This window comes from Pseudoalteromonas sp. Angola-30 (assembly GCF_028599215.1).
Lineage (GTDB): Bacteria > Pseudomonadota > Gammaproteobacteria > Enterobacterales > Alteromonadaceae > Pseudoalteromonas > Pseudoalteromonas atlantica.
Genome location: NZ_JAQREI010000013.1, coordinates 79,220 through 103,699 on the forward strand (window position 1 = coordinate 79,220; position 24,480 = coordinate 103,699).

20 protein-coding genes are annotated in these 24,480 nt (G+C 39.0%); 13 read left to right on the forward strand and 7 right to left on the reverse strand.

Going from position 1 to position 24,480, the window contains the following annotated elements; all coding sequences use genetic code 11:
* Window positions 1-225 precede the first annotated feature (225 nt).
* The 4 genes from PSH54_RS15120 to PSH54_RS15135 are packed head-to-tail and all read right to left on the reverse strand — an operon-like array spanning window position 226 to window position 7,103.
* Window positions 226-1,140 (reverse strand): heparin lyase I family protein, encoded by a 915-nt coding sequence (locus PSH54_RS15120; protein WP_273606491.1) that lies wholly within the window; start codon window positions 1,138-1,140, stop codon window positions 226-228.
* 31 nt (window positions 1,141-1,171) lie between these two features.
* Window positions 1,172-2,875 carry a GH39 family glycosyl hydrolase gene (locus PSH54_RS15125; protein WP_273606492.1) on the reverse strand — a complete coding sequence of 568 codons (1,704 nt, stop codon included), beginning with the start codon at window positions 2,873-2,875 and terminating at the stop codon, window positions 1,172-1,174.
* Window positions 2,876-2,884: 9 nt separating this feature from the next.
* Window positions 2,885-4,336, reverse strand: coding sequence for a sulfatase (locus PSH54_RS15130; protein WP_273606493.1), 1,452 nt, complete (start codon window positions 4,334-4,336; stop codon window positions 2,885-2,887).
* Window positions 4,323-7,103 (reverse strand): alpha-L-rhamnosidase, encoded by a 2,781-nt coding sequence (locus tag PSH54_RS15135; protein ID WP_273606494.1) that lies wholly within the window; start codon window positions 7,101-7,103, stop codon window positions 4,323-4,325. Before PSH54_RS15135 ends, PSH54_RS15130 begins: the two co-directional genes overlap by 14 nt.
* 127 nt (window positions 7,104-7,230) lie before the next feature.
* Here PSH54_RS15135 and PSH54_RS15140 point away from each other — a divergent pair, with 127 nt between their 5' ends.
* Window positions 7,231-8,685 (forward strand): sulfatase-like hydrolase/transferase, encoded by a 1,455-nt coding sequence (locus tag PSH54_RS15140; protein ID WP_273606495.1) that lies wholly within the window; start codon window positions 7,231-7,233, stop codon window positions 8,683-8,685.
* Window positions 8,686-8,751: 66 nt separating this feature from the next.
* Here PSH54_RS15140 and PSH54_RS15145 read toward each other — a convergent pair whose 3' ends face one another.
* Window positions 8,752-9,657, reverse strand: a complete 906-nt coding sequence (locus PSH54_RS15145; RefSeq protein WP_273606496.1) for a LysR family transcriptional regulator — start codon at window positions 9,655-9,657, stop codon at window positions 8,752-8,754.
* 341 nt (window positions 9,658-9,998) lie between these two features.
* On the opposite strand from PSH54_RS15145, the gene PSH54_RS15150 reads away from it, so the two are divergent.
* Window positions 9,999-10,961 carry a class 1 fructose-bisphosphatase gene (locus PSH54_RS15150; protein WP_273606497.1) on the forward strand — a complete coding sequence of 321 codons (963 nt, stop codon included), beginning with the start codon at window positions 9,999-10,001 and terminating at the stop codon, window positions 10,959-10,961.
* Between the two features lie 203 nt (window positions 10,962-11,164).
* Complete coding sequence (locus tag PSH54_RS15155) at window positions 11,165-11,836, forward strand: hypothetical protein (RefSeq protein WP_273606498.1); 672 nt, start codon at window positions 11,165-11,167, stop codon at window positions 11,834-11,836.
* A 45-nt stretch (window positions 11,837-11,881) separates the two neighbouring features.
* Here the strand turns inward: PSH54_RS15155 and PSH54_RS15160 are convergent, their stop codons facing one another.
* Window positions 11,882-12,715 (reverse strand): DeoR/GlpR family DNA-binding transcription regulator, encoded by an 834-nt coding sequence (locus tag PSH54_RS15160; protein WP_443197777.1) that lies wholly within the window; start codon window positions 12,713-12,715, stop codon window positions 11,882-11,884.
* Window positions 12,716-13,053: 338 nt separating this feature from the next.
* Here PSH54_RS15160 and PSH54_RS15165 point away from each other — a divergent pair, with 338 nt between their 5' ends.
* From PSH54_RS15165 to PSH54_RS15205, 9 genes are all read left to right on the forward strand, one after another.
* Window positions 13,054-13,965 carry a sugar kinase gene (locus PSH54_RS15165; protein ID WP_273606499.1) on the forward strand — a complete coding sequence of 304 codons (912 nt, stop codon included), beginning with the start codon at window positions 13,054-13,056 and terminating at the stop codon, window positions 13,963-13,965.
* The gene (locus PSH54_RS15170; protein ID WP_273606500.1) at window positions 13,962-14,948 is read left to right on the forward strand and encodes a TRAP transporter substrate-binding protein; all 987 of its coding nucleotides are present in this window, start codon (window positions 13,962-13,964) and stop codon (window positions 14,946-14,948) included. The genes PSH54_RS15165 and PSH54_RS15170 overlap by 4 nt, the downstream gene beginning before the upstream one ends.
* On the forward strand, window positions 14,945-15,448 hold the full coding sequence (locus PSH54_RS15175; protein ID WP_273606501.1) for a TRAP transporter small permease: 504 nt from the start codon (window positions 14,945-14,947) through the stop codon (window positions 15,446-15,448). The genes PSH54_RS15170 and PSH54_RS15175 overlap by 4 nt, the downstream gene beginning before the upstream one ends.
* Complete coding sequence (locus tag PSH54_RS15180) at window positions 15,445-16,737, forward strand: TRAP transporter large permease (RefSeq protein ID WP_273606502.1); 1,293 nt, start codon at window positions 15,445-15,447, stop codon at window positions 16,735-16,737. Before PSH54_RS15175 ends, PSH54_RS15180 begins: the two co-directional genes overlap by 4 nt.
* Window positions 16,738-16,776: 39 nt before the next feature.
* Window positions 16,777-17,550 carry a glucose 1-dehydrogenase gene (locus PSH54_RS15185; RefSeq protein ID WP_273606503.1) on the forward strand — a complete coding sequence of 258 codons (774 nt, stop codon included), beginning with the start codon at window positions 16,777-16,779 and terminating at the stop codon, window positions 17,548-17,550.
* 53 nt (window positions 17,551-17,603) lie between these two features.
* On the forward strand, window positions 17,604-18,434 hold the full coding sequence (kduI, locus tag PSH54_RS15190) for a 5-dehydro-4-deoxy-D-glucuronate isomerase (protein ID WP_273606504.1): 831 nt from the start codon (window positions 17,604-17,606) through the stop codon (window positions 18,432-18,434).
* A gap of 209 nt (window positions 18,435-18,643) precedes the next feature.
* Window positions 18,644-19,810 (forward strand): NAD(P) transhydrogenase subunit alpha, encoded by a 1,167-nt coding sequence (locus tag PSH54_RS15195; protein ID WP_273606505.1) that lies wholly within the window; start codon window positions 18,644-18,646, stop codon window positions 19,808-19,810.
* Window positions 19,807-20,082 (forward strand): NAD(P) transhydrogenase subunit alpha, encoded by a 276-nt coding sequence (locus PSH54_RS15200; RefSeq protein WP_273606506.1) that lies wholly within the window; start codon window positions 19,807-19,809, stop codon window positions 20,080-20,082. The genes PSH54_RS15195 and PSH54_RS15200 overlap by 4 nt, the downstream gene beginning before the upstream one ends.
* Window positions 20,083-20,091: 9 nt before the next feature.
* The gene (locus PSH54_RS15205) at window positions 20,092-21,462 is read left to right on the forward strand and encodes an NAD(P)(+) transhydrogenase (Re/Si-specific) subunit beta (protein WP_273606507.1); all 1,371 of its coding nucleotides are present in this window, start codon (window positions 20,092-20,094) and stop codon (window positions 21,460-21,462) included.
* A 98-nt stretch (window positions 21,463-21,560) separates the two neighbouring features.
* Here PSH54_RS15205 and PSH54_RS15210 read toward each other — a convergent pair whose 3' ends face one another.
* Window positions 21,561-22,340 carry a DeoR/GlpR family DNA-binding transcription regulator gene (locus PSH54_RS15210; RefSeq protein ID WP_273606508.1) on the reverse strand — a complete coding sequence of 260 codons (780 nt, stop codon included), beginning with the start codon at window positions 22,338-22,340 and terminating at the stop codon, window positions 21,561-21,563.
* Window positions 22,341-22,716: 376 nt separating this feature from the next.
* Here PSH54_RS15210 and PSH54_RS15215 point away from each other — a divergent pair, with 376 nt between their 5' ends.
* Window positions 22,717-24,129, forward strand: a complete 1,413-nt coding sequence (locus PSH54_RS15215) for an FGGY-family carbohydrate kinase (RefSeq protein WP_273606509.1) — start codon at window positions 22,717-22,719, stop codon at window positions 24,127-24,129.
* Window positions 24,130-24,480: the final 351 nt, after the last annotated feature.

Here is a 24,480-nt window from a genome sequence, read left to right on the forward strand (position 1 = left end):
ATATAGCGCTAAAAGCATAGGCCCACCAATTGAAGTCCAGCCATCGGCGTTATGAATGCCAAACTCTATGTCTTTTTATCTGCTTGTGCGGCAGCATGTATAAGGTTTTCATAAAATTTTTCAGTACCAAAGCGAATCGGACGCTCTGAATAATAATTTTTATATTTAAGTATTTACTTATAAAGCCTAGACGGAGTAAGGCTTTAGCTAAGCATTACCTATCTATCATGGTGCGACATTTGAATAGGAAATATCAGTTCCCTCGCCTTGCCTAACGTCATCTAAATACATGATCACGTCTTGGTTACGATTGACATACTCTCCCCATAAATACCAACCAAAAGAGGGATAAACGCCTTGCTTGTCGTTGTAACCTAACTGTATGTTTTGAATATCTGCGGCTTGCTTACCGTCGATCCATAAGGTAATACCGCCTTTTTCTTGAAAAGGATTGGTGTTAACTTTTAAAACAAAATCGACCCAGCGATCTTGATATTCAGCAAGGTTAGCGGGGATCATTAAGGTATCATTGCCTTCCCCTTGGGTGCTGGTACTGATTTGTTTACTATCCCATGAATAACCTAAACTAAAGCCCTGCTTTTTAAGGTTAAGAGAAACTGGGGGGATGCGGTTTGGTTCACTTAGGCCATCTCGTGCGCCGTGTATTTGAAAAAATAGTGCACCTTGATTTTGTGTAAACTGCGTATGTTCACTAGGAAAGTAAGCACTAAACCCATACCATACGGTTGAGATATTACTTTGCGCTTTTTTACCATGAAACATGGCTTTACGATCCGTGTTGTCTAGCTTTTTCGGATCGCCGTTCCATTGTGATGGGTTATTTGCTTTCCATAGTAATTTTGCACTGTAGTTGCCCGAGCGTGCTTTTGATTCATCAATAGTGAAAGAGTGGGGGCCCTGTAGCTGAGCAAATAAAAAATTCATCGGCAGGGATGGATCTAACCCAGGTTGGTGGGTGCTTATTGGTAAAGTTGTATTCTCAGCATTCCAGCCGCCTTGCTCAAACGATTCGTGAATAATAGGTTTACTTAATGTATCGCTGTTATTTGTGTCGTATTGACTGCAGCCAAATAAAGAGGTTAACAGCAGCAATGCAAGTGGTGTTTTTAACGTTGTCATTTTTTGTCATTCCGAAAGTTTAAATAATCTGTTACCAGCGAATCTGATAACTTTGTACAGCAAAAGAGGGCAGAGTCTTTTGTATCTGTACTTGCGAATGCGCTGGGTTACTGTCTGCGATAGTTTTTGCTTGTTGCCATTCGCCCCAATTGAGTTTGTTGATTTTTCCATATTTAGATAGACTTTCTTTATAAACTTTGAGCCCGGTTTCGTTTAATGCATTTGTAGCCGATGCAGTTGGATGAGCGTCGTTTTTACGCCAGCCCCCTTGGCTTTGTGGGATCATGGCTTTCGGGTGATCTGCAAAAAACAGTTGTTCGAAATTGCTTGTATTGTCAATTTGTGCAACCCGATACTTAAACAGTGTACCGGCAGGTTTATCAACACGTAATGAAAGCTGTATTGGCTCGGGTTTTTGATATTCCATATTGTCTTTATTAAAGCTAAATATAAGAATATCAATGTCTTGGCTGTTTGGTTTTTGAGAAAATATACCATCGATATTATTTCCTCTTTTAGTTAGAGTTTCACTACGTGTATTTCGGTAAAAACGATTGCCGACCATGTCATTGAGGGCTAGTTGTGTCATGGCTTCAGGACTGTACGAGCCATCTCTGGCATTTCCCCATTGGTAAACGTCTTCGATGTTTTTTTCTAGCATCATTTTTGACAGCATGGCAAAAAATGCCGAATTATGTGATGTTGCTACACTGACGAAACCTGCTCGTTTCATTTTTACGATAAATTTATACTCATGGATTTCAAAGCGGGCATCAGCGTTATAATCAGGGTGCTCTAAAATGGGGGCTATTTGCTTTTGGTAAACTTCATCCATATTCATTTCATAAGGATGAGTGATATGCGGATAATAAGAAATGGCTAAGAAGTCATAGGGCACATTATTTTGTTTTGCCCAACTAACAAAGTGTGGAGCATAAGCATCTTCAGTGTTGCCTGTGTAATCAATGTACTTACTTTTGTGGGTGGCTTCTCTAAAGTGAGTACCTACTAAGGCATTTGGAAGTACTGATTTTATTGCTAAAACTGTATTCTGATAGTGTTCAAAAAACTCTTGTTGTGTAGCAGCCCAATGCTGTGGACGAGTATCTATTTCTGAACCCACTCTAAATCGCCAACTTAATACCTGCTTTTCACCATATGTATCGACTAAATGGGTGATAAAGGCTCGAATGTACTTATGCCATGCTTTAGCGTCTTTTGGTGGTAAACCGTTGCCATATACGCCGATTCGGTCTTTGGCTAAATAATTTATACCATCAGGCTCATTGACAAAAGTATAGCCACGTTGGAATGCCCAAGGTGGGTTATCCAACACTATCTGGAATATATCCCAATCATTTTCAAGCCAACTATCAATGCGATCAGTTGCTGCTTTGAAATTATAAACGTATTTTTCACCGTCCCAAATATATGTATCACCAGTAAGATCTTGGTTGTACCATCCACCTAGCATGCGCACTGTGTTAACTTTGGCTTTTCGGCCAAAGGTAGCTGGCTTAGATTTAGGATTACCGCGCTCGGTCCTTACAGCAATATCAAAAAAATCATAAATCTTACCTAGCTTTTCTTTATTCGAGGTGAAGTCAGCAGTCAGTATCAGCTCAATTTCATTTTGCTGTGAGGTTGTATTATTTTTTTGTGATGAACTGCCTTGCGATTGGCAGCCAGCAATACATATACAGATTGTAATTAGTGTGTTTTGAAGTAGTTTCATTATTATTTCTTAATTGTTCTTTATGTGACGTTTTTCATAAAACGATGGAGCGTCTTGTGGAAATTTTTCATGCAGAAGCGCTTTGAGTCGTTCTTTAATTTCTGCGTATTGTTTTTCACCAGCTACATTGGCGGTTGCGACATCGTTGGTAGTATGATTGTAGAGCTCAGTACTTTTAATTATTTGCGTTTTAGCATCTCGCCATTCTGTATAGCGCCAGAGGCCATCCGTCACTGTTACTCCCATAATTTTTCCACGATTAAATAGGCTATAAGCCGCTTTCTTGAATGGCATATCAGGGTTATCTGCTAAGGCTAATAAGCTTTTACCATCTATGTTAGGTGTGGGGAGTCTGGCTGCTTGAGCTACAGAAGGGAAAATATCAACGTTTTCGACAAGTGCGTTTGATGTTACACCTGCTTGTCGGTTTTCATGTTTTAACTCACGGCTGATAATAAGAGGAACCTTTGTATCTAATTCCATATTGGTGTGTTTATTCCACGCACCGTACTCACCTAATTTATATCCGTGATCGCTCATAAACACGATCATTGTATTGTCACGTAATCCCATTTCATCAACTGCTCTCATGACACGGCCAACTTGCGCATCCATGTAGCTTACCGACGCGTAGTAAGCATGAATAAGCGTTTTAGTCAGCTCATCATCAACATCCCCTTTTTTTGGAATACCACCATACATACGAAGCTCCCCCCATTTTGTGAGAGCTAGCCTATACATGTCGTCTGGTTTATCCCTACTAGGAACGGTGAATTGCTCTCGTTTATAGAGATCCCAATATTTTTTTGGGGCATTAAAAGGAAGGTGTGGCTTACTAAAGCCTACAAACATTAGAAAATTATCATCTTTAAGTTGCTTTAAAGTATTGATTGCATCTGTTGCAACTTTGCCATCTTTATAAAAGTTGTCATCCACATCACCCGCTTCATAAGCGAAACGGGTTTTTGCGTTTTCAGCATTGGCGTAAAAGTTATCAAGCTTTTTAATATGCGTTGACCAGTTTTCTTGGTCGTCCGTTATACTATGATAAACCTTGCCGATGCTGACAGTCTTATAGCCGTTTTCTTTAAAAAGCTGTGGCATAGAAACAACATCAGGTTGATTTGGGCGCAAGCGGCCATTCCTGCGAATTGTATAAAGTCCAGTCGTTTCAGGGCGTAACCCTGTCATAATACTCACTCGAGAAGGCCCGCAAATTGCTTGCTGCGCATAAGCGCTGGTAAATTTTACCCCTTCAGCTGCTAGCTTATCTATGCTGGGACTTTTAACATGTTTATGGCCGTAAACACCCAGATCACTTCGTAAATCGTCGACTAAAAAAACCAACACATTAACGGGCTCTTTAGTTTTTGTAGCGCTTAAATCTGTCTTTACTTTGCTTGAGCTACAGGCCGTCAGCACCAGCATTGATAATGCAGCTATATAATTAAATTTTGCCATGAATTAGGTACTCACCAGGGGTTAATTTTTTCTGACCTGTAACTGGTTTACCGTGTTGTAAAATCGTTACGTTAGTTAAATGATCCAAGTCTAATATTGCTGCGGAGTTCTTTGGTACTGTGAGATAAATGGATGCTGTATCCCCCTTTAGTGACCAATCAAGCTCAATAACACCATTGGTTGTTTGTACTGTTCCACCGACTTTATTTAAATGATAAGAAAACTGTGGTGATACTTTAAATTCCTTGAACCCAGCTTGTATAGGCGTTATGCCTAATATACCTTCATAAAACCATCTTGAAATAGTGCCGTATGCATAGTGGTTTAATGAGTTCATTCCTTGTGGGTTGAAGCCATCTTCCAGTGAATAAGAGTTCCAGCGTTCCCATGTTGTTGTTGCGCCATTGTTGATAGAGTAAAACCACGAAGGGTAGCTTTCTTTAAATAGCAACTGGTAGACTAAATCGCTGCGACCTGCTTCTTGCAGCGCCGATGCTAGTAATGGTGTGCCCAAGAAACCAGTGCGAAGATGGTTGTCTGCTTCTTCAATAAGTTCAATGAGAAGGTGCTGTGCTTTTTTAGTCTCAGCTGGCTCAAGTAAATTGAATTCTAATGCGAGTAAGTAAGCTGTTTGTGTGGGCTTGCCTTTTTTGGGTATTAAGTTTTTATCAAAAAAAGTACTTCTAAAAGCTGTTTTAATTTGTTGATGTAATTTAGTTAGTTGCTCTATATCGGCATGCTGGTTAAGTACTTTAGCTGTGTTAAGTGTTAACTCTACAGAACGAGCATAGAACGCCGTACCAATTAAACTAAAATCTGTATCACCTCGGTTTGCTTTTTTTCCTTTAGCCACCGGGTAAGGTTGCAACCAATCACCAAATGTTTGCATATTTGAAATGTGATTATTGCTTTGACTCTCGTGATAATTTAGCCAGTTCTTCATCATGGCGTAGTTATCAGATAAAACCGACTCATCTCCCGTCATTATGTACAATTCCCAAGGGATAATTGTGGCTGCATCCCCCCAACCAGAAGAGGTCCACTTAATCCAGTCAACATAAGGAATATATAAAGGAATTTTTCCATTATCTGTTTGTTCTTCACGCATGCTCTCTAACCAAGCTGACCAAAAGCCATATGAGTCAGCCATATACATTGAAGGTGTAACAAATGCATTGGCATCGCCAGTCCATCCAAGTCGTTCATCTCGCTGAGGGCAGTCTAGGGGAACATCATAAAAGTTACTCTTAAGGCCCCAGTTAATATTACTAAACAGTTGATTTAGCTTAGTATGAGAAGAGTGAAAGTTATCGTACAGCTTGATATCAGAATGTTGAACCAATGCTTTAACCCAATCTTTAGAGGGGGTTTTTGATGAATCAAATCCTGATAGTTTGATGTATCGGTAACCATGAAATGTAAAAGTAGGTTTATATTTAATACTTTCTGATTTTGATGGTATGAAATAATTGGTTGATATTGCACTACGATAGTTATCAGTATAAAACTCGCCAATATGTAGTGCCTCAGCAAATTCTATTTTGATTTTTTGGTTTGCAACCGCCGGAACTATTATTTCTGGCACCCCAACCATATTCTGGCCAAAATCAAACACCACACTCTCTTTTGAAATATTTATTATTTTAATAGGTGAAAGTTCATTAATGACTCTTATTGGCGCGTGCCTTTTAGGGCTGAGCTTAATTGCAGGATCAATTTTTTGTGTATAAGCGCTTTGCCATGTAGCACTGTTAAAGTTATTCTTATTCCAATTAGGTTGTTCTAGTGCTTGTGAATAATGCTCCCCGTCATAATTGCTGGCAAAGCGAATAGGACCATTTTGTGTTACTTTCCAAGAGTGATCTGTCGCTACGACTTGAGAAGAACCATCTGTAAAGTCTATTTCAAGCTGAGCAAGTAGAAGCGGGGAGTGGACATGATCGGTATCTTTTAAGTCGGCAATCCGCGCCGAGAACCAGCCGCCTGCTAATATTGATGCAAGAGTGTTCTCACCTTTTGTAAGTTTGTCGGTTAGATCGTATGTGAGTGTTTCAATCCTTTTACTATACGGGGTCCAGCCTGGGGTCATTACATCGACTTTAGACACTTCTTTTCCGTTAATGTAAGGCTTAAAAACGCCCTTAGAAGTGATATATAGGCGAGCTTTTTCTATGTCTTTGTTGATATTAAATGATTTTCTAAAATACTGAGGGGTCGCGATAGTACTTTTTGACGGCTGACTAGATTGTTTTGTATCGGGGTGCCCTATCCATTTTGCCTGCCAGTCTTTATTTGTTAATAGCCCAAGCTCTATACTTTGGGGGGCACTCCATTGGGATTGCCTGCCCTTTTCATCCCAAACTTTAACACGCCAATATACGTTTTGTCTTGAAGATAGGGGCTGCCCTTGGTACTGAACCCAACTAGTCTCAGGTGAGTTTACCTTTTTACTATCCCATAAATCTGGCTTCTCAGACAGGAAGTTTATAGTTGTGCTTACCTGGATTTGATAAGCTGATTGGAAATTAGAATGAGTGTTTTTTGCTATGTTCCATGAAAATCGGGGTTTACTTTCATAGTAACCGATAGGCGACTTAAAACCTTCACCTACTTTTAATTCAATGGGGGGGGCTATTGAACCAAAGTTTTGCTGTGAATTAGCTGTTTCTCTTTCACTGCTGCACGCTGCGTTGAAGAAAATAACTAATGTGAGAATTAATGGCTTAACAAGTACCCCAAATAAACAGTGCTGTCTTGATTTTTTCATTTTATATGTGTGTATGTTAATAAATTATTTTTTTACAGTAACATTAAAACTGTCATTTTCAAGCTAAATAAGTCATTATTATGATTGGTTTTGATTTTTTGTTCTATGTAGTGATGTAATTTATTGGATGGATAAAATGAAAATATATTTGAACACACTGTTTTTAATAACTTTAATTACCATAGGGTTTAACTCTCATGGGACTGAAAGAGAGGATGTTAAAAAAACGACTAATGAACGTCCTAATATTCTTTTTATTCTTGCTGATGATCATCGCTGGGATTTGCTAGGCAAAAATCACCCTATTATAAAAACACCTAACTTAGATGTGTTAGCAAGTCAAGGGGTGAGCTTTTCTAATTCATTTGTCACTACACCTATTTGTGCGTCAAGCCGTGTTAGTATATTGACTGGGCTAACAGAGCGAACTCACGACTTCACTTTTAGCCGACCTGCAACCGGTGTTATTGAATCTGACAATATTTACCCAAAAAAGTTAAAAGATAGTGGTTATACGTCAGGATTTGTTGGTAAATATGAAATTAAGCTTTCTGGTGATGATTCAGATAGGTTTGACTATTTTGAGCCGTTGCTACATTCAAAAACAAACACTTATAAAGGTAGCGAAATCCCTCAAACTCATTATATTACGCAAAGAGCTAAAGATTTTATTGCCAATATGCATGATTCTTCTGAGCCTTGGGTGCTCAATGTTAACTTTTGGAACCCTCACGCACTTGATAGTGACAAAGAGAATCAATATCACTACCCAGCAAAATTCGAAAATTTATATAGTGATATTACGATCCCTCCTGCAAAGTTATCTGATGATGAGACATTCGCAGCGTTGCCAGAGTTTTTAAGGAAGTCTATTGGGCGGGTGCGTTGGGAATACAGGTATGCAAATGACGCAATGTACCAAAAAATGATTAAACGCCATTATCGTGCAATCAGCGCGGTTGATGAGGGGGTTGGCCAAATTATCACTCAGCTTGAAAAGCTTGGGATGTTGCAAAATACAATTATAATCTATACAGGGGATAACGGATACAGCTTAAATGAACGTCAATTAGCAGGTAAGTGGTTTGGTTGGGAAGAAGACCTTCGAGTGCCTTTGATTATTCGTGATCCGCGTAATAGTGAACATAAAGGAGTTAGTGTTGATGAAACAGTTCTTAATATTGATATTGCCCCTACTATTTTAGATTATGCAGGTGTAGCAATACCACAAACGTATCAAGGTAATAGTTTAGTTGGTCTGGTTGAAGACGGAAAAATGCCTTCATGGAGGGATGAATTTTTCTTTGAGCATATGTATCAGCCCAAGAGGGTATCGATACCTCCTATGGTTGGTGTGCGAACAGACAATTGGAAGTTTGTCGATTTTTACAAAAATAACTATTTACAACTTTATAATTTAATTGAAGATCCCCAAGAAAAATTTAATTTAGCTACACTTCCTGAGTATAAATCTAAAGTTAAATATTTTCGTAAGCGTACAGGTGAATATATTAAAATGTATGAAGATCAAAGAACCATAGAGGTTAAAGAAAGAACTCACTTTTTAAATAGTACAGAGTAAACATAGATCATCAGCGGCTTCTTTTACCTAAGAGGCCGCTAGATTTTTTTAATACAAATAAGTGTTTTAACTGAAAATATGCTTTAGGGAAAGGTAGGCTTGTTTTATATCCTCGATCAGTAATGTAATCTTCTCTGGTTTATGGCGTGTGTAAGGATATACGGCAAAAACGCCTAACGAGCGAGTTTCATAGCTTTTCATCACTTGCACAAGGTGACCACTTTGTAATTCTTCGTAAACACTGCATTTGGGCACATAAATTAGTCCAATGTTGTTCAGTGCCGCTTTTTTTAAAGTGAGTGCATTATTAGAAGACATACTGCCATTTACAACGATTGATTTTTGATTTCCATTTTGACGGAAACGCCATTCATTGCTGCCATTTGCTTGAAGGTCGTAGCATAAGCAATTTTGATTTTCTAGATTACTTATATTATCGATAGGCTCTGCATTCGCTAAATACTTTGGAGATGCACAAACAACCCAATTTGACTCTAACAAAGGCACTGCTATTAATGATGAGTCTGTTAAAACTGCAGTTCTTATTGCTAAATCAACGCCTTCATCAACTAGGTCGACGAGTTTGTTTTCTAAGCGTAATTCTATAGTGACTTTAGGGTACTTTTTACAAAACTTTGCAACTAAATCGGCCAGTAATAGCTCTCCGGATATAGTCGGTACTGACATCACAATATGCCCCGAAACTTCTAAAGAAAGCTCATTTACTGCATTAAATGCATCATTCGCTTGCTGATTAATTCCTTTTGCATGTTCAAAAAGTAGTTTACCTGCATCTGTTAAGCTCAGCTTCCTTGTTGTTCTGTAGAGTAACTGAGTATTTAGTTTACTTTCCAAAGCAGATACTTTTTTGCTAACAGCTGTTTTTGATAGCCCCATTTTTAATGCGGCTTGACTAAATGAGTTTTCCTCAACAACTATAGCAAAAATAGCTAATTCTGAAGCCCCTACCATAAACCCTCTTTATTATGACTTAAATGGAAACAGTTTATAACTTTATTGTGAATATACACATAAAAGGATGGGTAGTATATTGTCATCTTTAATTATCAACAGCTAGTTACATAAAATAGGAAGTAATAAAGCTATTTATGCTTTTGATTTTTATTGTCAGTAACTGGGCAATATTTAAGATATGAAATATAGGGCTACTTAAGCTGTCTATGCCAAAGGAGCACCGATTTATGGTGAGTGCGCTAAAGCTATTCATTACTATGTTGCTATGAAAAGTATTTAAAATTGACAACTAAATTTTTCATAGCTGCTTTAAGTTTAGTAAAAAAAAGGGTGAAAAATTGGAAAGGTTAATACCAGTTCTAAAAAAAGACAACGTTAACATTGAACTAATCATGTTAATTAGAACAATTCTTGCAGCTTCTAAAGAAATCTCCTTCAGAGTGAGTCAAGGTGCGCTTGCTGGTGTACTTGGCTCAACCTTAGATGAAAATATTCAGGGGGAAGTCCAAAAAAAATTGGACGTTATCGCAAACCAGCTACTCAAAGATATGCTGCTAAATGACGACTCTGTTCGTGCCATAGCCTCAGAAGAAGAAGACTTTGTCGTTTCAGCTACACCAAAGGCACCTTATATCGTTGCATTCGACCCTTTAGACGGCTCGTCTAATGTTGATATTAATGGGCAAATAGGCACTATTTTTACAATATACAAAGCAAGAGATGATGTACCTGATGATAGCGAGCTACAATTTACTCAAACAGGTGAAGAGCAGGTGTGTGCCGGATATGTCCTCTATGGTGCTTCAACTTTACTTGTTATGACGACAGGAGGTCCAACACGTTGCTACACACTAGACTCTACTCATGGAGGCTACTTGTTAACAGAAAACAACTTCTCTATTCCGGGAGAAACTAAAGAATTCGCAGTGAATATTGCTAACTATCGCTACTGGCCAGAAAAGGTTCAGTGTTATTTTGATGAGGTCTTATATCAAAGTGATGCATTTACAGGTTCTTCCATGAGATGGAATGCGGCTATGGTAGGTGATGTTCACCGCATAATTAGCCGTGGTGGATTATTCTTGTACCCACAAGATACTAGAAGCGGGAATAGTAATGGCAAAATTAGGCTGCTATATGAAGCTAACCCACTTGCTTTACTTGTAGAAAAAAGTGGGGGCTTAGCAACAAGCTTAGGTCAGTCAATTTTAACTATTGAGCCGACTTCCCTTCATCAACGTGTTCCAGTAGCTATGGGTTCTAAAGAGCAGGTTGAATATTATAATAAGTCTACTATTTAACGTTTAATACAAAAATTGCTCGTCAACTCACCTCCAAGCCTTAACTATATGTTTACAGCTTGTAGATTTTTTGTTGGGTTATTCAGGTTAAATGGAAACCGTTAATATATAGTAAGTGATTGTGGTTTGGTTTGTTTATAAAGTCTGAAGAGGCCGAAAGTAATGCTGTTTTATAAATTGTATTTAAACTGGAGTATATAGAGTTGCGTACTCACATATTTGATATTGACGGTACTTTAACTAAAAGTGGTAATGATTTATGGTTCTTAGTTATGCAAGAACTATGTGAACCAACTGCTTTCAAAGCAATGGTTTTAGCCTGGGAGGCAAAGAGTAAAACGTATGAAAACTCCCATACTCTACTTGTAGGTGCACTTGGTTTACTCCGGGATGTCGAAAATGCACAAGAGAAGATTTTCAATACAGCTAAAAGGCTAACCCTAGACCTGATAGATAAGGATTTCGTTCCAAAGCTAGCCATTATTGCACTCAGGCAAAGCATTCACATTTGCGATTTGGTTGTATTAAGCACAGCTAACTATATTGAAGCTGCAAGGGGTTTTACATCAGCCTTAGTGGAGCGAAATGTAATTAGTCAGTTTGAATATAATAGACTTGTTATATTAGGAACCAATACTGATTGGAAAAAATTTTCCGCAGAGTGTTTTAATATGGGGGATGTGAAAATTCATACTTTTTATAGGTATTTACAACAAAATAACTATCCGCTCAAGGTTCCTGACAAAGTGTTTATTGATGACCCGCAGTTTAATGATGCGTCATTAGCGAATGAATCTTTAGAAGTCGTAGTCGTAGATAACCCTAAGAATAGAGATTACATAAGAAATACAGGGTTTGAGCGAGTATACTGGTAATAAGTATAGAAGAAGCCCGAGACAGAAGGGCTTCTTGTTTCGAGATTACGGTGTGGCACAGGGTACAATAATTACCTCTATACCCTGACTTTCAAAGTCTTTGATTAGTTTTTTATCTGCATTCGAATCAGTAATTAGAATGTCGACTTCAGATAGTGGACAAAAAATAAAATTACTATGCTGGCCCAGCTTTGTACTGTCAGCTAAAATAACCAATTTCTCAGTTTGCTTTTTTAATTTTTGTTCTGATCTAATGAGCAAGGGGTCTGACTCCATAACTCCAAATTCCCCTATCCCTGGCGTGCCCATAAACATCATAGTAGCCCGATAGTTTTCTGTGGTATCACTTTCATATGAGCTGAGAATAATGCCTTGTTCTCTATAAATTTCGCCACCAGGTAACGAAACTTGATTGTCACTATTCTCAGTTATGTAGTTAGCTAAAACAAAAGAATTGGTCAGTATATTTAATTGTAAATTACAAAGGTATTCACCCATCATGTAGGTAGAGCTACCACCGTTAATAATAATCGACTCGCCACTTTTGCATAACTCTACAGCCCGCTGTGCAATTAACTTTTTAATATTTGCCTGTTTAGTTTTATCTATATTGAACGAAGAACTTGAGATATTTTTTTTCTTTTTTTCTCCCGATATAGATTCAGCACCCCCTCTAATTTTATTTATAAGCCCACGCTTAGACATTTTAGTGATATCACGTCGGATTGTTGCTTCTGAAGCATTTAGTATTTTAGTGAGGCTTCTTACACTTGCAAATTGGCGCTGCTCTAAAATATCTATGATTAGTTGCTGCCTATGTTTTTCAAGCATCGGCAGGGGCTGTTCACTACTCGTAGTACTTGCAGAAGATCTGTTCATATTAGTTCGAAATTCACCTTAAAAAAATTAGTGAAGTTACTATACCACACCTGACCATAAAAGACATATTTTGACATTATTTGACATTTTAATGTGGGTGACAACTTTTTTCGTGTTGAGAGTCAGGTGAACCGGCGTTTTTGTTGATAAAATACTTAATATAATATTCACGAGTTTGACAAAAATATCACCTTCGGTCATTATCGCTCAATATAATCATTTACAATCACATAACCTGCAGTTAGAATCATTCAGCTAAATACTTCTTGAAAAATAAGAATACTAAAGCAGTGAATTATCGATAGTGGCTTATGTAGATTTAATCTAAGGATGTAATTGTGAAAGTAGCTGTACTAGGTGAATGCATGATTGAATTGAGTCAGCAAAGTGATGACCAATATAAACTGGGCTTCGGCGGAGATACTTTAAACACTGCTATTTATTTATGTCGATGCAATGGGGAAGCCGATTACTTTTCTGTATTAGGTGATGATCCCTATAGCCAAAATATGCTTGACGCTTGGCGTAGTGAAGGTGTGGGTATTAACCATGTAAGAATTAAAAACAGTAAATTGCCAGGCCTATATATTATTAATAATGATGAAAATGGTGAGCGCTACTTTAACTATTGGAGGCAAAACTCTCCTGCTCGCACAATGCTTTCTGATTACCCTGTCATATTAGATGAAATCAAGTCTTATGAAATGATATTCCTAAGCGGAATAACTCTTTCTCTTTATCCTCAAGATGATTTAGTTGCACTATTTAATTGCCTATCGCAATACCGAAAGGAAGGCGGGATAGTAATATTTGATAATAATTACCGAATAAATAATTGGTTGAGTACTAATGATGCAAAAGAGGTTTTCACGAAGATGATGTCGTTAACCGATATTGCATTACTGAGCTTTGATGATGAAATAGCTTTATATGGAACCCATTCAATAGAAGATTGTATTACTCGTTGGGTGGATTCAGGCACTTCTGAAGTTGTTGTTAAGAATAGCCACCGCGGTTGTCATTTTTATAAAGATAAAACATGTACATTTTATCCATTAGAAACAGTACTAACTCCAGTAGATACAACCGCTGCAGGAGATTCATTCAATGGGGCATATATAGCTGCTAAATTACAAGGTCAAAACGGCGAAGCTTGTATTAAGGCTGGGCAGCAATGTGCTAGTACGGTCATCATGCATAAAGGAGCCATCATAAATCGCGATATATGTTTATTAGGTGGTGTCTTATGAAATTTTTTAAAATTACTTCTACTATTTTTATTCTTTTTCTTTTATCTGCATGTAGTAACAAGGATGATACTCAAACTTCAATCCGCTTAGCTCATCATTTAGATACTAAACACCCGGTTCATAAGTCGCTTGTGTATATGAATGATGTTCTTCAAGAATTATCAGGGGGCACAATGCGTCTGATTATCTATCCGTCAGCTCAAGTAGGGACTGAGCGTGAGGTTCTTGAGCTCCTTCAAATTGGTAGCATGGGAATGACGAAAGTTTCTGCGAGCTCGCTTGAAGCTTTTGTACCACAAATGAAAGTTTTTAGCCTTCCCTATTTATTTAATGACCATGAACATTATTGGAAAACTTTAGATAGTGAACTTGGCCAAGATTTACTTGATGCGGGTACTCCCTTTTTGATTAAGGGCTTAGGATACTTTGATGCCGGTAGTCGTAGTTTTTACTCTACAAAGCGAAGAGTTGAGAAGCCTGAAGATCTTCAGGGGCTAAAAATAAGAGTTATGAATAGTAATACAGCTGTAAGTATGGTTAATACTATGGGCGGTGCGGCAACGACTGTTAGTTGGGGTGAGTTATATACAGCACTTCAACAAGGAATAGTCGGTGGTGCAGAGAACAATCCCCCCAGCTTTTATTTTTCTAAGCATTATGAAGTTAGTAAGTATTATTTACTAGATGAACACACATCTATCCCTGATGTAATCGTTATTGGTACAAAAGTGTGGAACAAACTTAAACCACAAGAGCAACAATGGTTAAGCGAAGCAATGAGGGAGGCCACGGAGTATCAGAAAGTTCTTTGGGCAGAGTCCACACAGATGTCTTTACAAAAAGTTAAAGAAGCGGGTGTTGAAGTCATTACTGCAGACAAAATACCGTTTCAAGACAGCGTAAGCCCTATTTATGAATCATTAGAAGGTACGATACTAGAACCTCTCATTAAAAATATAAAAACTATGGGAGAGGCACAGTGAAACAGTTTGAGCACGTCTTACACACAATTGACCGTTTTTTACGGATTTTATTAGCTTTAATGATGGCGCTATTAGTCATTGATGTAACTTGGCAAGTTTTAACACGGTTTGTACTACCTCAGCCAAGCTCATTTACTGAAGAAGTAGCTCGCTTCTTACTTATTTGGATAAGTTTACTCGGAGGGGCATATGCTTACCGAGAACAGAGCCACTTAGGCTTTGATCTCATAGTACGGAACCTGTCGGCAGCGAAAGCTAAAGTTGTTTTTCAACTGTGTTGTTTATTAGTGGCTATATTTGCGATCACTGTATTGATAATCGGTGGGCTTAATCTAGTACACATCACATGGACTTTGGGCCAGCATTCGGCGGTTTTAAACTTACCGATGGCCGGTGTATATACCGTATTACCTCTAAGTGGATTACTTTTTTTACTCTATAGCACTTATTTCTTTTTCAATGCCCCAAGTGATTCAGTAGAGCAGGAGGAAATCATATGACCAGTTTAATTTTGTTTGGTGTTTTTGCTCTTTTACTATTAATTAATTTACCGATAGCATTGGCTATTATATTTGCCACATTAGTAACCATGTTAGCGACAATTGATACACTACCTGCGCTTACTACAATCGCCCAAAGGCTTACAGCAGGTATAGATAGTTTCGCATTGCTCGCGATTCCTTACTTCATTTTATCTGGCTATATCATGGGGCAAGGTGGTATTGCACTTAGGTTGATTGAATTTGCAAAAGTGTTAGTAGGGCGACTTCCAGGTGGCTTAGCATTTGTAAATGTTATTTCATGTGCGCTTTTTGGTTCTATATCCGGCTCTGCAGTGGCAGCGACTTCAGCTATTGGTGGCTTTATGATCCCAGCAATGACAAAAGAGGGGTATGACAAACCATTTAGCACGGCTGTGACGGTTACCGCTGCCACAACAGGAATGTTGATCCCGCCAAGTAATATTTTGATCATTTACTCACTTGCTAGTGGTGGAGTTTCGATTGCTGCGTTGTTCATTGCAGGATATTTACCGGGCCTTTTAGTAACATTGTTACTCATCGCGGGCGCTGCAATATATGTTAAACGTAAAAATATTCAGCCGTTGTCTAAAGAGTCAATCGGACCGTTTTGGCCTTCATTGTTTGGTGCTATTCCAAGCCTATTTTTGATTGTTTTGATCATCGGAGGAATCATTGGAGGCTTCTTCACACCAACGGAAGCTGGTGCAATTGCTGTACTTTATTCATTGGTTGTGTCTTTAGTTTTTTATAAAGAGCTAAGCTACAAAGACCTTTATCCAATTTTACTTAAAGCGGTTAATACAACCGCTATTGTCATGTTGTTAATCGGTGCGTCATCTGCAATGTCTTGGTTAATGTCTTATGAGTTGATCCCGCAGACAATTAGCCAAACACTTCTAGCATTATCAGAGAATCCATTAGTTATTCTATTAATAATTAATATTACGTTGTTATTGATAGGCACCTTTATGGACATGACGCCTGCGGTATTGATATTTACGCCAATATTTTTACCTGTGGCTGAAAGCTTAGGTATTTCTCCTTTGCACTTCGGCATAATGATGATCTTAAATTTATCAATAGGACTGTGTACACCGCCAGTAGGTAGTGTTCTATTTGTTGGCTGCAGTATTGGTAAGGTATCAATCAGTCAGATTGTAAAACCCATATTGCCATTATACGTATCGATGGTAGTGGCACTTGTTTTAGTCACAATATTTCCTTCGATTAGTGAATTTTTACCTCAACTTTTAGATTTAATCTAAGAAGGCTATTTATTTAAACCGTTTAATAGGAATTTAGTAATGAACACATATTTACAGCAACAGTTTGGTTTAGAAAATAAAGTTGCAGTTGTTACCGGAGCTAGCCGTGGTTTAGGTCAAGCAATGGCAATTGCCTTGGGTGAAGCTGGCGCAACAGTTGTAGCCATTGGCTCAAAGGCTGAAAATGTTGAAAGTACTATCTCTTTATTAAAAGAGAAAGGTGTGAGCTGTTTGGCGCTTGGTTGTGATCAAGGTGATGGCGAGCAAATCAAGCAAGCCGTTGCAGATACAATAAGTGAGTTCGGGCGTATAGATATTTTAGTAAATAATGCGGGTACGATTAAACGTGCACCAGCGCATGAGTTTTCAGATGATGATTGGAATGAAGTGATCAATACAAATTTAAATGGTGTGTTTAAATTTTGTCGTGAAGCGGGTAAACACATGCTAAAACAAGGCTCTGGTAAAATCATCAATATCGCATCATTACTGAGCTTCTCAGGTGGAATTACTGTGCCAGCTTATGCAGCGAGTAAAGGTGGTGTAGCCCAGTTAACAAAAGCTTTAGCAAACGAATGGGCATCGAGCAATATTCAGGTAAATGCGATCGCGCCCGGCTACTTCGAAACAGATAACACTTATAACTTGCGTCAAGACAAAGAGCGTCATGAGAGTATTACGGCTCGTATTCCAAGTGGTATCTGGGGTAAACCGGAAGATCTAGCAGGTGCGACAGTCTTTTTATCAAGTAATGCAGCAAATTATGTCAATGGCCATGTCATGTTAGTTGATGGCGGTTGGATGGCTCGCTAAGCCATCACTATTTAAATTTTAAATGTATAAACAAGTTATACAAAGGGGCAATTATGGACTTTATGTTCTCAGCGGATATTAGAAGCTACAAAACAATGCGTAACGATGAGTTACGTGATGCGTTTGTGACCGCACCATTATTTGAAGCCGGTAAGCTTAATTTAACGTATACCGATGTTGACCGTGCTGTGATTGGGGGCATTACACCCGTAGGTGAGCCGATAGTCTTGCCCACGCATAAAGAGCTGGCCGCAGACTATTTTTGTCAACGTCGTGAAGCGGGTGTGATAAATATTGGCGGTGAAGGGCTTATTACCGTTGATGGTACAGAGTACCCGATGAATAACCGCGATAGTCTCTATATTGCTAAAGAAAGCCAAGAAGTGGTGTTTTCATCGAAAGACGAAGCTCACCCAGCAAAGTTTTATTTAGCGTCGTATCCTGCTCACCGTGTTACTAAGACCGTGCACGTCCCAAAAAGTAAGGCGAAGTTTATTGAGCTTGGCTCTCAAGAGACCTCGAATGAGCGCACGATTTTCCAATCAATTCGCCCAGGTATTGTGGATAGTTGTCAGTTAGTGATGGGTATCACAGAGCTTAAAAAGGGCAGTGTGTGGAATACCAAGCCACCACACACTCACTTTAGACGTACCGAAGTATATATGTACTTTGACCTACCAAAAGATGAAAAAGTATTTCATTTAATGGGTGAGCCAGCGGAAGTGCGCACACTACCAATAGAAAGTGAAGTAGCGATAGCGTCACCGAGCTGGTCAATCCACAGCGGTGTAGGTACTTCTAACTATACGTTCATTTGGGCGATGGGTGGTGAAAACCAAGAGTTCGATGATATGGACCACATTGAGGTGAGTGCATTACGTTAATTAGATGATGCATATTAACTAAGCGTTCGCCTGCCACGTGCCGGCGACCGCCGGTACGTTACATCCCTAAACAATTGTGATGAAGCTATCCTTAGCCTTGTTTGTTTGGGGGTCACCCTACACTGCCCACCGAGTGGGTATTTATCTTCTATCCGACAATATGTGTTGGAGGAATTGTTGCACCTTAAATTTAGGAATGAGGAAAATTTATGGCCAAAATAGTGTGTTTAAAAGAGGCCGCTAGCCGAGAGCGGCGGTGTGGGTTATTGCCCGCGAATGTCAAAGCGTATGTATTGTTAGGGGCTGAAGTGGTTGTTGAGTCAGGTCTTGGCGACGGTATTTTCATCACGGATGAAGACTACGTTAATGCAGGCGCCACAGTGCTTAAAGACCGTGTTGAAATTTTAGCACAAGCGGATGTGATCCTCTCGGTAGATAAGCTACCAGCCGAGGATGTTGTGCACGCTAAAAATAAGACCGTGATTAGCTTTTTAGATCCATTCAATAGCCACGACTATGTGGACCTATTGTGCCAAAACCAGGTCACCAGTTTTAGTATGGAAATGATACCTCGAAGCACGCGTTGCCAAAAAATGGACGCACTGAGCTCACAAGCCAGCTTAGCGGGATATGTGATGGTGACAAAAGCCATAGCGGAATTACCAAGTATTTTACCGATGATGATGACAGCGGCGGGCACCATTAAGCCAGCGAAAGTGTTTATCATTGGCGCCGGTGTGGCGGGATTACAAGCGATAGCAACGGCAAAACGCTTAGGTGCGGCAGTGACCGCCTTTGATACGCGTACGGTGGTTGCAGAGCAGGTGCGTTCATTAGGCGCCAAGTTTTTAGACATTGATTTAGGTGATACGGGGCAAACCGCGCAAGGATATGCACAAGCACTGACTCCAGAGCAAATAGCGAAACAGCAGGCGGCGCAAGCCCAGTGTATAGCACAATCTGACATTGTTATCACGACGGCGCAACTGTTTGGCCGTAAACCGCCACTATTAATCAATCATGACACCATTGGGCAAATGAAAGCGGGCTCAGTGATTGTAGATATGGCTGCGGAAAGTGGCGGCAATGTGGCTGGCTCAGTGGCGGGTGACACCACTGTGATTGACGGAGTTAAAGTCATTGGGACGGGGAACTGGTCAAATGAAGTCGCCCTTAATGCATCACAAATGTACGCCAATAACCTATTTAACTTAGTTAGTGAGTTTTGGCAAAAAGACAACAACCACTTTGTGATTGACCTTGAAGACGAAATTCAAAAGAGTGCGGTCATTACGTATCAAGGCGATATAACTAATCAAACAATCAGTAAGCTACGATCGAAACAAGAAATTCAACCTGTGGAGCAAGCATCATGACTGGTATTTATCTTTTATTTATATTAATGCTCGCCATCTTTGTGGGCTTTGAGCTTATTCGTAAAGTCCCTGCGACATTACATACTCCGCTTATGTCAGGTGCGAATGCAATATCGGGTATCACGGTGATTGGTGCATTGAGTTTGGCCGGTGGTGAGTCGCACGCACTTGCCACATGGTTAGGTGCCGCTGCGGTCATGTTAGCGACGGTCAATGTGGTGGGTGGTTATCTTGTAACTGACCGCATGCTTGCGATGTTTAAGAAGCGTTAGGAGAGAAAGATGACTGATTATTTAGTATTTATAAACGGCGTGTATGTGCTGTGTGCTTTGCTTTTTATTTTTGGCTTAAAACTATTAAGCCATCCATCTACAGCGCGAAAAGGCAACCTTTTGTCAGGGCTTGCGATGTTAATAGCCGTCGTGGTGACTTTATTAGACAAGCAGATTATCTCGTTTGATTTCATTTTAGGGGCGATAGTGCTTGGCTCAGTAGTGGGGCTTTTCGCTGCAAAGAAAGTTGAAATGACGTCCATGCCAGAGCTTGTGTCATTGTTTAATGGTGTGGGAGGTTTAGCTAGTTTAGCGGTGGCGTATGCAGCCATTTTGAATGATGATTCAGCAAGTGTATTTGTGCTGATAGTAAGCTTTTTAGCCTTGCTGATTGGTGCGGTGACCTTTTCAGGGAGTGTTGTTGCGTGGGCAAAGTTAAGTGAGCGCATAGTGGGTCGTCCAATAGTCTTTAAAGGTCAGGCTATTGCGAACGTGGTGCTTATTCTTGCGATTGCAGCGTCAGGGTATTTACTTGTGTCACAATCGGAGATAACAACTTGGCATTATGTGGCGATTGGGTTGGCACTGTTAATGGGTGTGATGTTAGTACTGCCAATTGGTGGTGCGGATATGCCGGTGGTCATTTCTTTACTAAATAGCTATTCAGGATTAGCAGCGTGTGCAGCGGGCTTCGCACTGGAGAATAACTTACTTATTGTGGCCGGCGCGTTAGTAGGCGCAAGTGGTATTATTTTAACAAATATCATGTGTAAGGCGATGAACCGCTCATTGATGAATGTCTTGACGTCGGGCTTTCAAAAAGTGCACACGAATGAGATGAAAATCGAAGGTGAAATAAAACCACTTAGTCCAGATGATGCCTTTTATGTGTTAGAAGCAGCGCAATCCGTACTGGTCATTCCAGGTTACGGTATGGCGGTGGCGCAAGCTCAACATACGATGAAAGAGCTGCAAGCGTTATTGGAAAACAATGGTGCAGAAGTGGCGTATGCGATTCACCCAGTTGCAGGACGGATGCCGGGGCATATGAATGTTCTATTAGCGGAGGCGGATGTGTCATATGAGCAATTGTTTGAGATGGACGAAATTAATCCAAGGATTGAGGGATTTGATGTTGCGATAGTCATTGGCGCTAATGATGTGGTCAATCCGGCAGCACGCGAGATGGTTGGCAGTCCTATTTATGGTATGCCGGTGATTAACGCAGATTTAGCAAAAAACGTGTTTGTACTAAAGCGTGGTATGGCCACAGGGTTCGCTGGAGTTGATAATCCGTTATTCTTTAAACAAAATTGTCGTATGATCTTTGGTGATGCAAAAGAGACATTAAATACTCTAGTGCGACAGTTTGCAGATTAGTTACAATTTTAGCTACAGCGTGCTTATGTTAAGTGCGCTATAGCTATATAAAAAATATTTTGAAAGTTACTGAATATTAATAGAACTCTGTCTTTGTTTTAGTTATCTAAAGAATCGACAACAATTACTTCTATATCTTTACTTTCAAAATAACGAATCATTTCTTTGTCAGCCTTTGAGTCCGTAATAAGTACATCGACTTCTTCGAGTGAACAGAAAACGAAGTTGCTTCGTTTACCTAATTTGCTACTATCAGCCAGTATGATGAGTTTATCGGTTTGCTTTTTAAGCTTTTGCTCTGAAAGTATCAGTAATGGATCTGATTCCATTACTCCAAAAGCTCCAATACCAGGTGTGCCCATAAACATTTTAGAGCTACGGTAATGTTCAGTATTATCTTTTTCATATGAGCTTAATATAATCCCTTGCTCACGATAAATCTCTCCTCCCGGCAGTGAAACTAAATTATCACTGTTTTCTGAAAGGTAATTAGCTAAAACGAATGAGTTTGTCAGTATGTTGAGGTTTTTATCAGCCAGATATTCGCCCATCATATAGGTTGAGCTGCCCCCGTTAATGATAATAGAGTCATTATCTTCGCATAATTCAACAGCTTTTTTCGCAATAAGTTTTTTTGTATCTGTTCGTTTTGTTTTGTCTATCTCAAACGTTGAGCTTTGGATATTTTTTCTCTTATTTGAGTTTGACTCCGCCCCGCCTCTGATTTTAACAATTTCTCCGCGATTAGACATTTTTGTTAAATCTCGGCGAATGGTTGCTTCAGATGAAGATAATTTATCAGTTAAAACCTTTACACTAACAAAACTTTCGCGATCTACTATTTCTTTAATCAGCTGCTGTCTATGTTTTTCTAACATTTATAACTATTCCATTTACCAAAAAGGGCTATATGTATTTCATAATACATATACAGTACCAAAAGTTTATCACTATATAAGTTAAAAAGGAAAAAATAGGTTTTACGAATAGTTACACGTCTAAATTTCCCATTTAGTAAATGAATTATGTTATTCAGTGGAGCAGCTAATTTAAAATACACTCCCCCACAAAAAACACACTCCACTCAAATTCAATCCAAACTAATCATTTGCAATCACGCCTTATGTGTGTAAACTAAGATGCATATAATATCTTGTCTTAGTTATGCTGCGGCGTTTTCGACTAAATTTAGTCGACAAAAGCATTGGCAAAGATGAGTTCTGTTTCTAATTACATTAATAATAAGTAATAAAAATGACTGAAATGACGCTGTATTCTTTGGTGATAGATATAGGTAAAACACATGTAAAGCTGCATGTGTTAGATAATAAATATAATTCTGTATTTTCCAAACAAATGAAAAATACAGTAATAAAGGAAGGATATTTCCCTAGTATTAATACAAGCGAGATTTGGGGCTGGCTGATTGCAGGTATTAAAGAGATCACACCAAAATACAGAATCAATGCGATTAATATAACAACACATGGAGCGACTGCGGCGTTGATTGATCGTAACTCGATAGGTACCGATGGTCTTGTGCTCCCTATTCTGGATTATGAATACGCAGATGTTTATGAGCAAAGCCCTGAATATGAAAGTATTCGGCCACCGTTCAATGATACTTTTTCACCGTCATTACCGGCTGGATTGAATTTAGGTCGTCAATTATATTGGCTTAAAACAAAATTCCCAAATGAGTTTGCAAAGGTCACGGATATACTCATGTATCCTCAATATTGGGTATGGCGCTTTACCGGACAAAGAGTAAATGAAATAACTTCCTTGGGTTGCCATACAGATCTATGGTCAATTAAGAGTAATACCTACTCCTCTTTGGTTGAATATTTAGGGTGCGAGAAATTACTCCCTGATATCAAACCCGCTTGGTTTAATTGCGGCAAAGTATCATCTTCACTTATAGCTGAGCTTGGGCTTGACCCACAATGCCACTTTTTTAACGGTATTCATGATAGCAATGCGAGTTTTTTAAGATATAAACTGACCCAAAATAAAGCACCTTTCACCGTAATATCGACTGGAACTTGGACTATTTTGATGTCATCTCAGGTCCCACTCAGTAACCTTGATGCTGATAAAGATATGCTCGCTAATATTGATGCTATGCAGCAGCCGATTGCTTGTGCTCGCTTCATGGGCGGCAGAGAATTTGAAGCTATTTGTGAGCAAGCTGGCTCCTGGCTTGGCGAGCAATTTAATGTTGACGACATTCAAAATGTTATTGATCAACAAGTGTTTGCATTGCCTGACTTCAGTAATGGAAGTGGCCCATTTGGAGGTGCTATGTGTGGTTTTACTACCAATACAGATAAAGTAAGTGGTATTGCATTAGCAACGATATACAGTGCTTTAATGATAGATTACCAACTGGATATGTTGGGCGCCAAAGGCGACATTTTTATCGAAGGAGCTTTTTTGAAAAACCCTATATTATGCGCGGTTTTAAATCAGTTAAGAGAGAATAATAAAGTGATTCTATCAAAGGACTCTACAGGGACAGTACAAGGTGCTGGTTATTTATCTGATTGGGGCAATGTTCAGTGTGAAATTGAATGTGAACCTTCGTCAATTACTGAGCTTAGTAACCTCTCAGGGTATAAAAAACAGTGGCGAGAATATGCTGAATCTAGATCAACTGTATTATAGGGATCAGCTTTTAATCTACTGAGGCCCATTTATTATTATTTTTAGGTGTAATTTAGGCACGCGAAAGCACTTAATGGTTTTAAATGTGCCTAAACCTCAAAATGTAAGCAATTATTGAGATAGGTTAGTAAAAATCTGCTTTGCATTTAAGATGTTTTAGAGGCCTGTACTCTACTTTTACAAGTTGAGTTTAATGTGGTTCAGTGTTTTTATAATATTTTTGACCCAGATAGGAAGGTTGCTACCAGTAGTTTAAAAAGGTAGTAAATATCAGAATAAAATAATATTAAGTTTAGCCATTATGAATAAGATTTTTGAGCACACTAACTGCTTTCATGTAACCTCAACCTC

Bases quoted from the DNA above. Each gene is read 5' to 3' on its own strand.
- PSH54_RS15120 (WP_273606491.1), bottom strand. From the start codon at position 1,140: ATGACAACGTTAAAAACACCACTTGCATTGCTGCTGTTAACCTCTTTA.
- PSH54_RS15125 (WP_273606492.1), bottom strand. From the start codon at position 2,875: ATGAAACTACTTCAAAACACACTAATTACAATCTGTATATGTATTGCT.
- PSH54_RS15130 (WP_273606493.1), bottom strand. From the start codon at position 4,336: ATGGCAAAATTTAATTATATAGCTGCATTATCAATGCTGGTGCTGACG.
- PSH54_RS15135 (WP_273606494.1), bottom strand. From the start codon at position 7,103: ATGAAAAAATCAAGACAGCACTGTTTATTTGGGGTACTTGTTAAGCCA.
- PSH54_RS15140 (WP_273606495.1), top strand. From the start codon at position 7,231: ATGGATAAAATGAAAATATATTTGAACACACTGTTTTTAATAACTTTA.
- PSH54_RS15145 (WP_273606496.1), bottom strand. From the start codon at position 9,657: ATGGTAGGGGCTTCAGAATTAGCTATTTTTGCTATAGTTGTTGAGGAA.
- PSH54_RS15160 (WP_443197777.1), bottom strand. From the start codon at position 12,715: ATGAACAGATCTTCTGCAAGTACTACGAGTAGTGAACAGCCCCTGCCG.
- PSH54_RS15170 (WP_273606500.1), top strand. From the start codon at position 13,962: ATGAAATTTTTTAAAATTACTTCTACTATTTTTATTCTTTTTCTTTTA.
- PSH54_RS15180 (WP_273606502.1), top strand. From the start codon at position 15,445: ATGACCAGTTTAATTTTGTTTGGTGTTTTTGCTCTTTTACTATTAATT.
- PSH54_RS15185 (WP_273606503.1), top strand. From the start codon at position 16,777: ATGAACACATATTTACAGCAACAGTTTGGTTTAGAAAATAAAGTTGCA.
- kduI (WP_273606504.1), top strand. From the start codon at position 17,604: ATGGACTTTATGTTCTCAGCGGATATTAGAAGCTACAAAACAATGCGT.
- PSH54_RS15195 (WP_273606505.1), top strand. From the start codon at position 18,644: ATGGCCAAAATAGTGTGTTTAAAAGAGGCCGCTAGCCGAGAGCGGCGG.
- PSH54_RS15200 (WP_273606506.1), top strand. From the start codon at position 19,807: ATGACTGGTATTTATCTTTTATTTATATTAATGCTCGCCATCTTTGTG.
- PSH54_RS15205 (WP_273606507.1), top strand. From the start codon at position 20,092: ATGACTGATTATTTAGTATTTATAAACGGCGTGTATGTGCTGTGTGCT.
- PSH54_RS15210 (WP_273606508.1), bottom strand. From the start codon at position 22,340: ATGTTAGAAAAACATAGACAGCAGCTGATTAAAGAAATAGTAGATCGC.
- PSH54_RS15215 (WP_273606509.1), top strand. From the start codon at position 22,717: ATGACTGAAATGACGCTGTATTCTTTGGTGATAGATATAGGTAAAACA.